At 68.6% G+C, this 14,039-nt stretch carries 12 protein-coding genes and 1 tRNA gene; 10 read left to right on the top strand and 3 right to left on the bottom strand.

Annotated features, from left to right (window positions below; all coding sequences use genetic code 11):
- The 4 genes from LY41_RS14810 to metH form a co-directional block, all read left to right on the top strand.
- Positions 1-293, top strand: a 293-nt coding sequence (locus LY41_RS14810; protein WP_372493262.1) for an IS30 family transposase, incomplete at its 5' end; no start/stop codon positions are given.
- Positions 294-436: 143 nt separating this feature from the next.
- Positions 437-1,093: a GNAT family N-acetyltransferase gene (locus tag LY41_RS14805; protein WP_253864565.1), complete on the top strand. Its 657-nt coding sequence runs from the start codon at positions 437-439 to the stop codon at positions 1,091-1,093.
- Between the two features lie 183 nt (positions 1,094-1,276).
- A tRNA-Ser gene (locus tag LY41_RS14800) sits at positions 1,277-1,365 on the top strand.
- Between the two features lie 348 nt (positions 1,366-1,713).
- The gene (metH, locus tag LY41_RS14795; protein ID WP_253864564.1) at positions 1,714-5,442 is read left to right on the top strand and encodes a methionine synthase; all 3,729 of its coding nucleotides are present in this window, start codon (positions 1,714-1,716) and stop codon (positions 5,440-5,442) included.
- Positions 5,443-5,685: 243 nt separating this feature from the next.
- Here the strand turns inward: metH and LY41_RS14790 are convergent, their stop codons facing one another.
- Positions 5,686-6,552 carry an oxidoreductase gene (locus LY41_RS14790; RefSeq protein ID WP_253864563.1) on the bottom strand — a complete coding sequence of 289 codons (867 nt, stop codon included), beginning with the start codon at positions 6,550-6,552 and terminating at the stop codon, positions 5,686-5,688.
- 224 nt (positions 6,553-6,776) lie between these two features.
- Between LY41_RS14790 and LY41_RS14785 the strand changes: the two genes are divergently transcribed.
- The 5 genes from LY41_RS14785 to LY41_RS14765 all read left to right on the top strand — a co-directional run bounded on the left by LY41_RS14785 (position 6,777) and on the right by LY41_RS14765 (position 10,918).
- A complete protein-coding gene (locus tag LY41_RS14785; RefSeq protein WP_253864562.1) occupies positions 6,777-7,037 on the top strand; it encodes a hypothetical protein in 261 nt (86 codons plus the stop codon).
- Positions 7,038-7,055: 18 nt separating this feature from the next.
- The gene (locus LY41_RS14780) at positions 7,056-7,319 is read left to right on the top strand and encodes a hypothetical protein (RefSeq protein WP_253864561.1); all 264 of its coding nucleotides are present in this window, start codon (positions 7,056-7,058) and stop codon (positions 7,317-7,319) included.
- Positions 7,320-7,326: 7 nt separating this feature from the next.
- The gene (locus tag LY41_RS14775; protein ID WP_253864560.1) at positions 7,327-10,059 is read left to right on the top strand and encodes an FtsK/SpoIIIE domain-containing protein; all 2,733 of its coding nucleotides are present in this window, start codon (positions 7,327-7,329) and stop codon (positions 10,057-10,059) included.
- Positions 10,052-10,489 carry a hypothetical protein gene (locus tag LY41_RS14770; protein ID WP_425563725.1) on the top strand — a complete coding sequence of 146 codons (438 nt, stop codon included), beginning with the start codon at positions 10,052-10,054 and terminating at the stop codon, positions 10,487-10,489. The genes LY41_RS14775 and LY41_RS14770 overlap by 8 nt, the downstream gene beginning before the upstream one ends.
- An 81-nt stretch (positions 10,490-10,570) precedes the next feature.
- Positions 10,571-10,918: a hypothetical protein gene (locus tag LY41_RS14765; protein WP_253864559.1), complete on the top strand. Its 348-nt coding sequence runs from the start codon at positions 10,571-10,573 to the stop codon at positions 10,916-10,918.
- Between the two features lie 222 nt (positions 10,919-11,140).
- On the opposite strand, the gene LY41_RS14760 is transcribed toward LY41_RS14765, so the two are convergent.
- Positions 11,141-11,461 (bottom strand): hypothetical protein, encoded by a 321-nt coding sequence (locus tag LY41_RS14760; RefSeq protein WP_253864558.1) that lies wholly within the window; start codon positions 11,459-11,461, stop codon positions 11,141-11,143.
- Positions 11,462-12,158: 697 nt separating this feature from the next.
- Between LY41_RS14760 and LY41_RS14755 the strand changes: the two genes are divergently transcribed.
- A complete protein-coding gene (locus tag LY41_RS14755; RefSeq protein ID WP_253864557.1) occupies positions 12,159-13,103 on the top strand; it encodes a helix-turn-helix domain-containing protein in 945 nt (314 codons plus the stop codon).
- A gap of 4 nt (positions 13,104-13,107) precedes the next feature.
- On the opposite strand, the gene LY41_RS14750 is transcribed toward LY41_RS14755, so the two are convergent.
- Positions 13,108-13,998 (bottom strand): 1-aminocyclopropane-1-carboxylate deaminase/D-cysteine desulfhydrase, encoded by an 891-nt coding sequence (locus LY41_RS14750; protein WP_253864556.1) that lies wholly within the window; start codon positions 13,996-13,998, stop codon positions 13,108-13,110.
- Between the last annotated feature and the right edge of the window lie 41 nt (positions 13,999-14,039).

Below are 14,039 nucleotides of genomic sequence, written 5' to 3'. Positions count from 1 at the left end.
CGGCTCACCTACGCGGGTCGCTGACCTGGGACCAAGGGGCGGAGATGGCCGCGCACCAGGCGTTCCGGGTCGCCACCGGCGTCCCGGTCTACTTCTGCCATCCCGCCTCCCCCTGGCAGCGCGGCTCGAACGAGAACACCAACCGGCTGCTGCGCCAGTACTTCCCCAAGGGCACCGACCTGTCCGTCCACGGCCCCGAAGACCTCGAACTCGTCGCACAAAAACTCAACAGCCGCCCACGCAAAACGCTCGGCTGGGACACCCCAGCCGAGCGTCTGCTAAAACTCGTCTAAATCACCCGGTGTTGCAACCACCCCTAGAACCCGCCGTGCCCTTCGGGGCATCACCGGGGCACACGCCTACACACCCGGACAGCCGGTGTGGTCACGGTGTGTATCCACGGCAAATCGGTGGACGGCGTGTCGATACTGGCCTCATGTTGGCCGGCCATTTCCCGCTCGTCGGGCTGCGGGTTCGCACCCCGCGCCTCGAGCTGCGACTGCCCGACGACGACCAACTGGCCGCACTTGCCGAGCTCGCCGCGGTCGGCATCCACGAGCCGGACACGATGCCGTTCGTCACGCCCTTCACCGACGCGCCGCCCGACGTCGTTGCCCGCTCCGTGGTGCAGCACCACTACCGCATGCGCGGCGAGCTGGTCCCGGACAAGTGGGTGCTGCCGTTGACCGTGCTGTCCGGCGGCACCGTCGTCGGCACACAGGACCTCGAAGCCACCGAGTTCGCCGTCACCCGCCAGGTCGGTAGCGGTTCATGGCTCGGGCGCGAGCACCAGGGTCAGGGGATCGGCACCGAGATGCGCGCCGCGGCACTGCACCTGGCGTTCGCCGGTCTCGGCGCGGAGCTCGCCCGCTCCGAATCGTTCGACGGCAACGCCGCGTCGACGGGCGTGTCCCGCAAGCTCGGTTACGCCGACGACGGCACCGCCCACCACGCCGTCCTCGGCCGTCGCCGGACCGGCCACCGGTTCGTGCTCACCCGCGAGACGTGGGAGCGCCACCGGAGCGTCGACGTGACGATCGACGGCCTGGAACCCTGCCTGCCACTGCTCGGCGCCGACGACCCACCCGCCTGACCGCCGCCTGACCGCTCCCGCTGACCGCCCTCCCAGCGCAGCGACGGACCGACCACCTGACCACTGCCCGGCGGAGCGACAACCCCGGCCGGGGCGACGCCGAGGCCCCCTGTCCTGGAGCCACAGTCGCCCCAGCTCAGACCCGCTATCAGCGGTCTCTCACGGTCCTGTACCCTTCTTCGCGGAGGATTGGCCGAGCGGCCTAAGGCGCACGATTGGAAATCGTGTTGGGTTAATAGCCCTCACGGGTTCGAATCCCGTATCCTCCGCCAACCGCGAACGCCGGGTGGTCCCGCTGGGGCCACCCGGCGTTTTCGTTCCACATCGTTCCGAGTCCGGCCACGCTGTTCCGAGCCCGGCCGCGCCGCGTTCCGAGCCCGACCGCGCTGCTCCGGGCCCGACCGCGCTACTCCGGGGCCGACCGCACTGTTCCGCGGGTGACCAGCAGCCAGGTGAACCCAGCGGTGAGCTTCCTCGCAAAACGCTCGCAATCACGGGCCGGGCACGCTTTAAGCTGGGGTGTGCCGAGAGGCGTTGCAACGGGTCGGCCATCGCCAGGGGCCGTCCCGCCACGCTCGGCGTGAACCACCAAGGACGCCTTCCGACCAGGAAGGCAGGGCATGAGCAACATCCAGCCAGACCGCACCGACGAGCTCTCCGCGCTCCTGCGTGAGCGGATCATGATCATCGACGGTGCGATGGGCACGATGATCCAGCAGGAGTCGCCCGGCGAGTCCGAGTTCCGCGGCGAACGCTTCGCCGACTGGGGTTGTGACGTCAAGGGCAACAGCGACCTGCTGGTGCTGACCCAGCCCGACCTGATCGGCGGCATCACGCGTCAGTTCCTCGAGTCCGGTGCGGACATCGTCGAGACCAACACCTTCAGCGCGACCACGATCGCGCAGGCCGACTTCGAGATGCAGGAGCTGGTCTACGAGCTCAACTACGAGGGTGCCCGGCTGGCCCGCACGGCGGCCGACGAGTTCTCGACCGCCGACAAGCCCCGGTTCGTGGCGGGCGCGATGGGCCCGACGAACCGCACGGCATCGATCTCGCCGGACGTCAACGACCCGGGCGCCCGCAACGTCTCCTACGACGAGCTGGTGACGGCGTACCTGCAGCAGGCCAACGCCCTCGTGGACGGCGGCGCCGACCTGCTGCTGATCGAGACGATCTTCGACACCCTCAACGCGAAGGCGTGCATCTTCGCGCTCGAGACGCTCTTCGCGGAGCGTGGCCGCAACTGGCCGGTCATGGTCTCGGGCACCATCACCGACGCCTCGGGCCGGACGCTCTCGGGCCAGACCACCGAGGCGTTCTGGAACTCGATCCGGCACGTCAAGCCGCTGCTGGTCGGCCTCAACTGCGCGCTCGGTGCCGCCGAGATGCGCCAGTACGCCGCCGAGCTCAGCCGCATCGCGGACTGCTTCGTGCACTGCTACCCCAACGCGGGCCTGCCCAACGCGTTCGGCGAGTACGACGAGTCCCCCGAGCAGATGGCCCCCGTGGTCCGCGAGTTCGCGGAAGCGGGCCTGGTCAACGTGCTCGGTGGCTGCTGCGGCACCACCCCGGAGCACATCGGTGCCATCGTGAAGGCCTCCGAGGGGCTGGCACCGCGCGTGCCCGCCGAGCCCGAGCCCGCGATGCGCCTGTCCGGCCTTGAGCCCTTCAACGTCGACAACTCGTCGCTGTTCGTGAACATCGGCGAGCGGACCAACATCACCGGCTCGGCGCGGTTCCGCAAGCTGATCAAGGACAGCGACTACGACACCGCCCTTTCGGTGGCCGTGCAGCAGGTCGAGAACGGCGCGCAGGTCATCGACGTCAACATGGACGAGGGCATGATCGACGGCGTCGAGGCGATGGACCGCTTCCTCAAGCTGATCGCCTCCGAGCCCGACATCTGCCGCGTGCCGATCATGGTCGACTCCTCCAAGTGGGAGGTCATCGAAGCCGGCCTGAAGAACATCCAGGGCAAGCCGATCGTCAACTCGATCTCGCTCAAGGCGGGCGAGGACGAGTTCATCGAGCAGGCCGAGCTCTGCAAGAAGTACGGCGCGGCCGTGGTCGTCATGGCCTTCGACGAGGACGGGCAGGCGGACAACCTGCAGCGCCGTAAGGAGATCTGCCAGCGCGCGTACGACATCCTCGTCGACCGGCTCGCCTTCCCCCGCGAGGACATCGTCTTCGACCCGAACGTGTTCGCGGTCGCGACGGGCATCGAGGAACACGCGACGTACGGCCAGGACTTCATCGAGGGCACCCGCTGGATCAAGCAGAACCTGCCGGGAGCCAAGATCTCCGGCGGCGTCTCCAACGTCTCGTTCTCGTTCCGCGGCAACAACACCGTGCGCGAGGCGATCCACGCGGTCTTCCTCTACCACGCGATCGACGCCGGCATGGACATGGGCATCGTCAACGCCGGTGCGCTCGCGGTCTACGACGAGGTCGCCCCCGACCTGCGGGACGCCATCGAGGACGTCATCCTCAACCGCACCGACGACTCGCAGGAAGCGACCGAGCGCCTGCTCGAGCTCGCCGAGCGGTACAAGGGCAGCGGCACCTCCACCGACGAGACCGCCGACGAGTGGCGTGAGCTGCCGGTCGGCGAGCGGATCACCCACGCGCTGGTGAAGGGGATCGACGCCCACGTCGAGGACGACACCGAGGAGCTGCGTAACGAGATCGCCGAGCGCAACGGCCGGCCGATCGAGGTCATCGAGGGCCCGCTGATGGAGGGCATGAACGTCGTCGGCGACCTGTTCGGCGCGGGCAAGATGTTCCTGCCCCAGGTGGTCAAGAGCGCCCGCGTGATGAAGAAGGCCGTGGCGTACCTGATCCCGTTCATCGAGCAGGAGAAGGCCGACGCAGGCACCACCGGCGAGAAGGACACCAACGGCACGGTCGTGCTCGCGACCGTGAAGGGCGACGTCCACGACATCGGCAAGAACATCGTCGGCGTCGTGCTGCAGTGCAACAACTTCGAGGTCATCGACCTCGGCGTGATGGTGCCCACCCAGCAGATCCTGGACGCCGCCAAGGAGCACCAGGCCGACGTGATCGGCCTGTCCGGCCTGATCACCCCGTCCCTGGACGAGATGGTCAACTTCGCCTCCGAGATGCAGCGGCAGGAGTACGACGTCCCGCTGCTGCTCGGCGGCGCCACCACCTCGCGCGCCCACACGGCGGTCAAGGTCGACCGGAAGTACGACGGGCCCGTGGTGTGGGTGAAGGACGCCTCCCGCTCGGTGCCGGTGGTGGCCTCGCTGCTGCACGACGAGCAGCGCGAGACGCTGATGTCCGAGGTGCAGGCCGACTACGACGCGCTGCGCGCGCGGCACGCGAACAAGCAGGACAAGCCGCTGGTCAGCCTCGAGCAGGCGCGGGAGAACCGCACGCCGATCGACTGGTCGTCGTACACCCCGCCGACGCCGGCCAAGCCGGGCATCCACGTGTTCGAGGACTACGACCTGGCCGAGCTGCGGGACTACATCGACTGGCAGCCGTTCTTCAACGCGTGGGAGATGAAGGGCTCGTTCCCCGACATCCTCAACAACCCGTCGACCGGTGAGACCGCGCGCAAGCTCTACGACGACGCGCAGGCCATGCTCGACAAGCTGACCGAGGAGAAGTGGCTGACCGCCAGCGGCGTCATCGGCTTCTTCCCGGCCAACGCGGTCGGCGACGACATCGAGCTCTACACCGACGAGCAGCGGGGCGAGAAGCTGACGACGCTGTTCAACCTGCGCCAGCAGGGCGAGCACCGCGAGGGCGTTCCGAACCGCTCCATCGGCGACTTCGTGGCGCCGAAGGACACGGGTCTCGAGGACTGGGTCGGCGGCTTCGCCGTCACCGCGGGGCTGGGCACGCAGAAGAAGATCGCCGAGTTCAAGGAGAACCTCGACGACTACAACGCGATCCTGCTCGAGTCGCTGGCCGACCGGCTCGCCGAGGCGTTCGCCGAGCGGATGCACGAGCGCGTGCGCAAGGAGTTCTGGGGCTACGTGCCCGACGAGGAGCTGGACAACGTCGGCCTGATCAAGGAGAAGTACGACGGCATCCGGCCGGCACCCGGCTACCCGGCGTGCCCCGAGCACACCGAGAAGCAGACGCTGTGGAGCCTGCTCGACGTCGAGAACACCACCGGCATCCAGCTCACCGAGTCGATGGCGATGTGGCCGGGCGCGGCCGTCTCCGGCTTCTACTTCAGCCACCCCGAATCCCGTTACTTCGTGGTGGGCCGGTTGGGCCGCGACCAGGTCGAGGACTACGCCGAGCGCAAGGGCTGGTCGAAGGCCGAGGCCGAGCGCTGGCTGTCGGCGAACCTGGGCTACGACCCGGAGGACTGATGTGCTGGCCTGAGTAGCGCAGACAACAGTGAAACGCCGGGTGGGTCGCGTGACCCACCCGGCGTTTCGCTGTCGGCGGGACTCCCGGAGTGCGGAGTCCGGCAGTGCAGCAATGCGGCAGTGCGGCAAGCGGGCACCGGATCGCCACTGTCCACGCGCCGCCGTCACGCGCCGCGGTCGCGCACAGCGGTCGCGCACAGCGGTCACATGCAGCGGTCACATGCAGCGGTCACAATGCAGCGGTCACGCGCCGCGGTCGAGCTCTTCGAGGTCGCGCTCGCTCAGGGAGACGTCGGCGATCCGCATGTTCTCCTCCAGGTGCGCCATGCGGGAAGTGCCGGGGATCAGCAGCACGTTGTCGCGGTGGGCGAGCAGCCAGGCCAGGCCGACCTGCGCGGGCGACGCTCCGACCCGCTCTGCCACCGCCCGGACCGCGGCGTTGTCGGTGACCTTCGGCAGGTGGGGGAATGCCGACCCGAGCGGGAAGTACGGCACGTAGGCGATGCCCTCGTCGCGGCACAGGTCCAGCACCTCGGCGTCGGCGCGGTCGACGAGGCTGAACGCGTTCTGCACGCACACGATGCCCGCCTGCTCGATGGCCTGCTTCACCTGGGCGTACGTGGCCGTCGAGATGCCGACCCCCGCGATCTTTCCCTCGGCGCGCAACGCGACCATCTCGGCGAACTGATCCTCGAGCGGAATCCGCTGGTCGGCGGGCAGCTCGTGCTCGTCCATCCGGCGCAGGTTCACGACTCCTAGCCGGTCGACGTCCAGGGTGCGCAGATTCTCCTCGGCAGCCGCCCGCAGCTGGCCGGGCCGCTGAGCGGGCACGAATCCGCCCTCCTCGTCACGGACGGCACCGATCTTGGAGGACAGCACGAGATCGTCGGGATACGGATGCAGCGCCTCGCGGATCAGCTCGTTCGCGACGTCGGGTCCGTAGAACTGGGCGGTGTCGATGTGATCGACACCGAGCTCGACGGCGCGGCGCAGCACGGCGACGGCCTCGTCGTGGTCACTCGGTGGCCCCAGGACGCCGGGACCGGGCAGCTGCATCGCACCGAACCCGACGCGGTGCACGGGAACCTCGCCGAGGGAGTACGTATCCATGGTCGCGACGCTAGCGGCGCCCGCGATGCGTCACAAACCGTGCTCAGCAGGTGGTAAGCCTGCGCGACGCGGCACGCTCGCCACCGCGCATGTCCTGCACCCAGGACACGCGCAACCGAATACGCAGCGTCATCGGATTCGGGCGACCTCCACACTCCTGCCGAGGCGTGGTCACGCTAAGTTGGGAGGCGACACGTACCGAACATGCCCAAGGAGCCAGCCCCATGGCCGGAGTGGAAGAGATCCGCGCGGGGATCGCCGCCGCGAACGAGAAGGCTTCCGCCAGCATCGCCGCACTTCAACAGGCCGCGCAGGCCCTCGAGGAAGCGCAGCAGACACTCGCGATGGCGACCGAAGGCAGCGCACAGGAGGACGTCAGCCAGGCACACGGGCTCATGGCGGAGGCGATTCAGGGCATCACGGGCACGCAGAGCACCATTCAGGCGTGCATCTCGTCGGCCGAGGGCTACGCATCCCGCCTGTGAGCGGCGCTGCGTCACGCGATGTCACTACACGAACTCCGCGCCTCGCTGAGCGTCGTCCGGTCGGGCCTCACTGACACCTCCGCACAGGCGGCCCACGCCAGGGAACTGCTCGAGGAGTACCGGCGCGCGCTGCTCAGCGTCCAGAGCGGCACCGGCGCGGACGCGTCCGGCCGGCCGTGGCTCCCGCCGCCGCTGGCGCGCGCGTTCGACCAGCTGGACGAGCACATCGCCCAGCTGGGCAACGTCGAATCGGCCCTGAACCAGTACGAAACAAGGTTGTAGCAGCCGCATGGGCAGGAAGAAGGGCGAGCAGCGCGCTCGCGTCGTGACCGCTCTCGACCAGCTCCGCCACCAGATCGGCCTCGCGCTCGGAGCCGCCCGCAACGCGCATGCGGCAGCCGAGCACGAACTCGCCCAGCGCAGACTCGAACACGAGGTCGTGCGCACCGGCCTGGAACGCGCGGCCGCCGACCCGGAACTCGCCGCACGCATGACCACCCCGGCGATGGCCGGTGTCGTCGAGCGGCTCGCGACGGTCCGCGACCGGTTCTACGCCGATTGGGCCGACGGTCCCCGACGTCTCCGCGAGCTCGTCGCGACCTCCGCGCCCGGGCCCGCGGGAGCCCCGCCCGGCGACTGGCTCGGCCGCGTCGGCACCGGCCCCGGACTGTCGTCGCCGGAGCTGTGGCGGATCGGCGACTCCACGGTGGACATCGGCGGCGGGCAGACGTTCGACGTCGCGGTGCCGCTGCTCGACGCCTCCCACCTGTCGATCACGTCGGCGCCGAACACCCGGCCGACCGTGGACGCGCTCGTCGAATCACTGCTGATGCGCGTGCTGTCGACGTTCGAACCGGGCGCCGTGAAGATCCACCTGTGGGACGTCGGCCAGCTCACCGGCGTGCTGCCGAACTTCTACGCGCTCACCCGCACGAGCGCCGTCACGGTGCACGACCCGACCCGGCTGGCCGACCTGCTCGACGACTTCGCGGGGCACATCCGCCGCATTCACGGCTACACCATGCAGTCGGGTCACGCCTCGCTGCGGGCGATGCGGGCCGCCACGGGCAAACGCCTCGAACCGTGGCGGATCGGCGTGCTCTACGGCAACGGCGAAGATCTGCAACCGGAGCAGGTCCGCGACATCAAGCGCGTCGCCAGCGGGGCGCTCGAAGCCGGCATCTCGCTGATCCTCGTGGACGTGCCGACGATGGCAGGCGGCGCGGTCGAGAACGTCCACGTGACGGCCGATCGCACCGCGGTGACGAGCATGACGGGCGCCGACCTCGCCGTCCGCCTCGACCCGCCGCTGCCCGCGAGCCAGGTGACGGCCACCGCGGGCAGGCTCGCCGAGGCGCTCGTCGCCAAGCAGGGCGGTCCGCGCACGTTCGACGACCTGCTGCCCACGGAGTTCGGCACCGGGTCGTCGGCGGCCGAGCTCCGCGCCCCGGTGGGTTTCCACGAGGGCGAGCCGGTGGACGTCGTCATCGGCGATGCCACTCCGCACGCGCTGATCGGCGGGCCGAGCGGCTCCGGCAAGACGAACTTCCTGTACGCGCTGCTGGGCTCGCTGTGTGCGCGGTACTCGCCGGACGAACTGTCGCTGTACCTGCTCGATTTCAAGGAAGGCGTGTCGTTCGCGGGACTGGCGCCCGGCCGCAAGGAGGAGAGCTGGCTGCCGCACGCGCGGCTGGTCGGGGTCAACGTCAACACCGACCGCGAGTTCGGCCTGGCCCTGTTGCGGTTCCTCACCGACGAGCTGCGCCGTCGCTCGGCCGCCGCCAAGGAACACGAGGTCACGACCCTGTCCGAACTGCGGGAGCAGGATCCCGGCGGTCATTGGCCGCGCATCGTGGCCGTCGTCGACGAGTTCCAGTACCTGTTCGGCGAGCGCGATTCGGTGACGGCGCTGGCGACGTCGCTGCTCGAGGACGTCGCGCGCCGCGGCCGGTCGCAGGGCATCCATCTGATCCTGGCGAGCCAGGACATCGCGGGCATCGAGGCGTTCTGGGGCAAGCCCGCGGTGTTCGAGCAGTGCACGTTGCGGATCGCCATGCCGAAGGCGCGGCGGGTGCTCGCGGAGGCCAACCAGGCCGCGGTCGCTGCGCCGCGCTGGCACGCGGTGGTCAACCACGATTCCGGTATCGGCCACGGCAACAGCCTGGCCCACGTCCCCGACGCGAGCTCCGGCGGTGTTTTCCCGGCGCTGCAACGCGAGTTGTGGCAGCGCTACGGTGCGACGAGCGTGCCGCGGCTGTTCGACGGCGCCCACGCGCCCGTGCTCGGCGAGTCGTCGGCCTACACGGCGCTGTCGCGTTCGGACCGGCCACAGGCGATCGTCGGCCAGTCCATCGACGTCGCCGACACGGCACACGCCGTCGAGCTGTCGGCCGCACCGGGGCGCAACCTGGCCGTGCTCGGTACCGGCCAGCGCGACGCGGTGTCCATTCTGGATTCTACGGTGCGATCCGTGGCGCGGCAGTGTGCACCGGGCGACGTCGAGTTCGCGCTGGCGTGCTTGGTCGAGCGGTGCACGCCCGCGGTGACGGCGCTGGCCGAGGAGCTGTCGGTCGACGGGCACAAGGCCGAGGTCGTCACCACGGACACGCTCGGCGACCTCGTGTCGGCGTGGGCCGGGCAGGAGTCGGCGCCCCGGCGGATCCTGGTGGCCTACGGCGTCGACGCGGCCCTGCCCACGTTGGAGGCGAAGGAACCCGGCAAGTCCAGCGGACTCGACCACCTGCGGGCGCTGCTCAAGCACGGCCCGGCGCGTGGCGTGCACGTGCTCGGCTGGTGGCGCAGCGTGGCGCGGCTCAAGGACACGCTCGGGTTCGGCGGCACCGACGACATCGGCGCGTGGGCGGCACTCGACGTGCAGGGCAACGAGCTGTCGACTCTGGCGGCAGGACAGGTCGTGCACTGGTCACCCCGGCCCGATCGCGCGCTGTTCTTCGACCGGACGACGCTGTCGGCCCCGGAGGTCGTCGTCCCGTTCCGGCGCGAGGAGGATTCCGATGACTGACGGACACGACGCGGACACTGCGGCTGGTGCTGCGGCGGGCGCGGGCGCCATGGCGCGCGACGTCGGCGGCGGTGGGACGTCGGCTGCGGCGCGGTACAAGGAGATCATCGGGCTGGCGCGCACGGCGGCCGAGGAACTGCGCGCGTGGGAACAGGCGCGGGACCGGCAGCTGTACGGGGAGATCCAGGCGGCGGAGGACAACGTGGCCGCGGCGGCCGAGGCCGAGGAGGCGATGGCGGACCGCGCGCGCCGGTGGTGGTCGATGGCGCGGGACAACGTGGCGCGGCTGTCGTGGCTCGACGTGGGCGCCGACCCCGAGCCGGTGCCGAACGCGCGCGGCGAGCAGGCATCGCGCTATGCCGACGACATCCGCCCCGCCTACCACGAACTCACCCAGGCGGTGCTGAAACTGAGCTGGCGCGCACGCTGAGGCCGGGTGCATTGTCCGACGGCGGAACCGAAAGCCGGGCCGACTCTCGCGATGCTGCCGATGCGGGGCTGGAGGGAAGCCATGAACGACCCCGAACTCTCGACCACGTCGTCCGGCAGGACATGGCCACGGTGGGCACCTGCCGCGGTAGTGCTGCTCGGCGCCGTGTCCCTGCCGCTCGTCGTGTTCCAGCCACTGGCGGCGGTGCTGACCGCTGCCGGTGCGATGATCGCGGGAACGCTGGGAGCGAGAAGCCATCACGGACGCGATCGGCAGCTCTACCTGACCGGCGCGGCATTGGGCGTAGTGACCTGGCTCCTGCTCGCATTGGCCGCGCTCGGGTTGTTCACGGCATCGCAGACGTCCCCGCAGGCACCGTCACCACCACAACCGGTGCCGTCGCCGCCGGTTTCGTCCCCAGCGGGCTAAGAGCTGGTTCGGCGCAACGGCACCGCCCCGTTCGGCGAGCAGGAACACAGCGCCGACTCGACTGACAACGGGAAGAAGACAGCAGCGACGGTTGAGTGCGGTCCGACGGGTCAGGCATGCGGCTCTGGGAATGATTCACGACAGTCCGTCGCTGATCACCGCCACTGGACACCCCGGCCGATGCGCAGGTTCGGGGCGCACCCACGCATCGGCCGAGGCAAATCATGCGGACCCAATGGGCCAGGTCAGGACCTCATACACGACGTCGGCGATGGAGCCGTCGGCGACGCGCACCGGCTCCGGCCAGTTGCCATCCGGCCACGGGAATCCGTCCCGTTCGAGGCGCAGCGCACCGGAGACGAGGTTCCGGTCCGTGGCCAGCGTCATGATGTCGACGTGGTGGCCATGGAAGCGGGTGAAGAACAGCTCCTGTTCTCCGGGTGATGCTCCGCTGTAGGAAAACCCGTGCACTTTGGCCGCCACGATGGCCTCGGCGTCATCACGGGTCCTCGGGTCGGGCGGCTGAGTCGTCAGCGGCGCCATGGTGAGCCTTTCGTGCATTGGTCGTGCCGTTCGGTCGGTGCCCGGAACCGCGCCGCGTTCGATCGCGGCGCACGAACCTTCGCTGTGTACTCACGGACGCCGTGGATTGGGTGGTGCGACGGGTTCATGGCGAAACAACTGCCGGAGCCGCGACGTCTTGCGGGAACCGCGGATCGACGACGACTTCGAAGGGGAACGCCGCCGCGAATCGGTGGGAACACCCAAGCGAGACCGGCAATGCATACAGCGAGGCCCCGGCGGACTGACCAGCGGCACCGGGGCCACTCGGGCGCCGCACACCGCCGTCGGGTCGGTCGCCGTTCGGAAGGCGCGTCCGGATTCGTCGTCGCCGACCGCGTGGTCACGGCGGTCCGCCGCGCTGGTGAACCACGTGATGAACAACCGCTCCGGTGGTGAGGTCATCGTCCGCTTCTTTCCTGTCCGTTCAGCAAGTGCCCATGAGCACGAAACCCCAGTTCAGGCGGACATTCCACCCTGATCGACAGTGATCTTGCGGAACACACATTCCCTGTCGAGCCGGGAGAAAATGCGGCACACTGCACAAGACGTAGGGTCCAGCCATCCACGGCGGAAGGGGACAGCGATGCCGACGGCGGTCCGCAGCGTGCGTCAAGAACAGCGGCAGCTGACGGCCGACCTGCGTGCCCGGTCGAAGACGTGGGCAGAGATCGCCTGCGTGTTCGCCGAGCGGTACAACGTCAACATGCGGGCGGCGTTTCGCCTGGCGCACGGCTGGAGCCAGCGTGAAGCCGCCGATGCCTGGAACGAGCGCTGGCCCGCCGACCCGAAGACGTTCAAGAACTTCTCGTACTGGGAGCAGTGGCCCGCCGAGACCGGACATGCGCCCTCGCTCGAGGTGCTGGGCAGGCTCGCGGAGCTGTATGCGTGCCGGCTGGCCGATCTCGTCAGCGACGTCGCCGACTTCCGCGCTACCGACGACGCTCATCGCCACGGCGAGCAACTGGCGACTCTCGGCAGCGCCGACGGCACCGACGCCACCATGCGCGACTTCGTCACCCACCTCGACCAGGTCGACGTCCACGAACTTGCGAACATGGCCACCACCTGGGCCCAGAGCAACGGCGACGGTGACGGTGACGGTGTCGACCGCCGTTCACTGCTGCTCAAAGTCAGCGCAGCCCTGTCGCTGGCCTCGACCAGTCCTGCACTCACCGATGACGCCGAAGCGAGCGCCACCCCACTCACCGCGCCGACCGACGACTTTTCCGGCATCTGGTACAGCCGCTATGTCTACCCCAGCACCGGCCGCGCCAAGGACTTCACCGGCGAACACTATGTGGTTCTGCGCCAGCAAGACGCCCGACTCGTCGGCCAAGGTTTGCCGCACACGATCGGATCGCGACTACGCATCGAACTCGCCGTCGACAAATCCGTTGCCACGGGAACGTGGCGTGAGAACACGTCACCGAACGGCTACTACAAGGGCGCTACGTTCCACGGAACACTGCAAATGGTCATCGACCCTTCGGGCCGCCGAATGACCGGCATGTGGCTCGGTTTCGGGCGCGACTTCACCATCAACAGCGGGCAATGGGAACTCACCCTGTGTGAGACCTCGATCTCCAAGACCGCGCAGCGGGCCTACCATGAGAAGGTTTGAGCGGTCAGCTCAAGACCGCCACAAGGGTCGTCCCTCGCGCGAAATCGCCGGAACCGATGCGATGGAACAGGCCGTACATCATCTTGGCCTCATACACCCAATCCAGGGTGATCCCATGGCGCGCTTCGAAGTCCTCGATGAAGTCATCCAGCTCGGGCTTCCGCTTCGCGTATCCGCCGAAGTGGAAGTCGTAGTCAAGCGCCCAGTTCGCCGTTTCTCCACCGGTTGCGTCTCGCTGAAGCCTCCGCACCTCTTCGTGGAGAAATTGTCCGCCTTTCAAGACAGCGAATCCCAGCGCACGCGAGTTTCCGTTGAGCCCGGAGGCGATCCCCGCGACCGTCCCACCACTGCCTGTCGCACAACAAACCACGTCGAAATCGATGCCGATCTCGCTGGGCAACTCAGCGCAACCACGAACCCCAAGGCCATTGCTGCCACCTTCCGGCACCACGTAGCACGGGCCGAATTCGGCGACCAACGCCTCCAGAACGTCCTGCTCCGTTTTTCGCCGGTACGCAGCGCGATCCAAGTATGTCAGCGCCATCCCTCGACGTGCGGCATACGCCAACGACTCGTTGAGCGGTAAGTGCTCCTCACCCCGAACCACGCCAACCGTTTCGAGTCCGACGTAGTGTCCGGCAGCAGCTGTCGCGCGAATGTGGTTCGAATAAGCTCCGCCGAACGTCAACAAGCGTTTGTGGCCTTGGTCTTTGACCGCCGCCAGGTTGTACTTGAGCTTCCGCCACTTGTTCCCCGGAACCTCGGGATGGATCAGATCATCCCGCTTGAGATACACCGTGACACCTTGCTCGCGCAGGCGATCGTCACCCAACTCGACCAGGGGTGACGGCAGCCCGAGGACCAGATCACCCGGGCCCTGTTCCGCCGAATCCATGGCGCAAGGATATGCCCGCACGCACACAAAGCACGATCACC

Origin of the sequence: Prauserella halophila, from assembly GCF_024171895.1 — a bacterium.
Taxonomy (GTDB): Bacteria; Actinomycetota; Actinomycetes; order Mycobacteriales; family Pseudonocardiaceae; genus Prauserella; species Prauserella halophila.
This window is presented reverse-complemented; position numbering and strand designations above follow the sequence as displayed.